This window comes from Dietzia sp., assembly GCF_036741115.1.
Classification (GTDB): domain Bacteria; phylum Actinomycetota; class Actinomycetes; order Mycobacteriales; family Mycobacteriaceae; genus Dietzia.
Window position 1 is genome coordinate 1 of the sequence record NZ_DAINST010000162.1, and the last position, 1,520, is coordinate 1,520.

At 65.1% G+C, this 1,520-nt stretch carries 1 protein-coding gene; it reads right to left on the reverse strand.

Features of this window, described 5'->3' with window-relative positions:
• Nucleotides 1-628: 628 nt before the first annotated feature.
• Nucleotides 629-1,520: Dyp-type peroxidase (locus tag V7E05_RS14235; RefSeq protein ID WP_333620280.1), on the reverse strand; the 892-nt coding region annotated here is incomplete at its 5' end.

Here is a 1,520-nt window from a genome sequence, read left to right on the forward strand (position 1 = left end):
CACACCGGAAGCCACTTATCCAAAGTGGAAAGTCTGGCCGGAGCCCCTCGACCCGGCGACTGTAGGTCTTGATTCGACATACGTCTATATTGACGTACTTCGAATCAAATCGCAACCGCTTATTGCGCGCAACTTGACGAACTATCGCGCATGCCAGACTGGGCTCCCCCATGCGTACTCCCACACGCTCCGCCACGGACTGTTACCGACAAGTCCAACTTGGCAGTGGGTAACAGTAGGAGACAGTTACTCCCCATTACGGATAAAGTGACCACGTGGAATGGCGTGCATGAACTTGAGTCGACCGCCGCCTCGACCCCTCAGCGGAGGCGGCGGTCCGTGCAATCCCTCCCGGCGTTGTGTCGTCGGGCTCCTCTACCAGGCGTTACTCCGCTTCGTGCCGTCGCAGTAGCCGCGCCGCCGGTCCCGAGAACACGGCCCCGCGTGTCCTCGATCCCGGCACCGCGCGACGACGGGCGGAGTCGGGCGCGCCGGATTCCGATCGGGAATCCCCCGCCACGCACGATGAGGTCTTACTTACGGAATTGCGCGGGACCCATCAATTAATTACGCCCACAAACTTGGCTGTCATTTAAAGCACAGTCGTGTAACGGCTTCGGAGATGGACTCAGCCCTCGAGGAGCCGCTGTCCCCACCACTCCCCTTCTCCGAGCCCGGGCGGGCAGGCGTAGACGCCCGTCGAGGTGTGGCGGATGTACTCGTTGAGCAGGTCCGAGCGCGACAGCTGCCGCTGCAGGGGAACGAACTGGGCCACCGGATCGCGCTGGTAGCAGAGGAAAAAGAGGCCGGCGTCGAGGTGCCCGAAGCCGTCGGAGCCATCGGTGAAGTTGTAGCCACGGCGCAGGATCTGGATGCCATCGTTGAAGTCCGGGTGGGCGAGGCGCACATGGGAATCCACGTCGATCACGGGGTGCCGGCCGGTGGTCAGCGAGAAATCGGGGGCGTCGAACTCGTCGGCCTGACCGAGAGGCGCACCGTGCGCCTTGTCCCGGCCGATGACCTTCTCCTGCTCGCCGAGGATCGCCCTGTCCCACGCCTCGATGTCCATCCGGATCCTCCGGGCGACCAGGTACGAGCCGCCGTCCATCCACGCAGGACCGTCGCCCGGCTGCGCCCACACGTGGGTATCGAGGGCTCCGGCGTCATCCGCCTTGATGTTGGCTGTACCGTCCTTGAACCCGAACATGTTGCGGGGCGTCTTCTGCGCGGCGGTGGTCGACGACGTGCGGCCGAAACCGAGCTGCGACCAGCGCACCGAGGCGACGCCGAATGCCATGCGCGCGAGGTTGCGGATCGCGTGGACGGCGACCTGCGGATCGTCGGCGCAGGCCTGCACCACGATGTCGCCATGGGAACGGGCCTGTTCGATCTGGTCGCCGGCGAATGTCGGCAGATCCTTGAGCGACGCAGGGCACTTGTCCGCGAGGCCGAAGCGATCCCGCTTGCGGTCGCCCCCCTCCCCCGCGCCGAACAGGCTCGGGCCGAAGCCGATGGTGAGC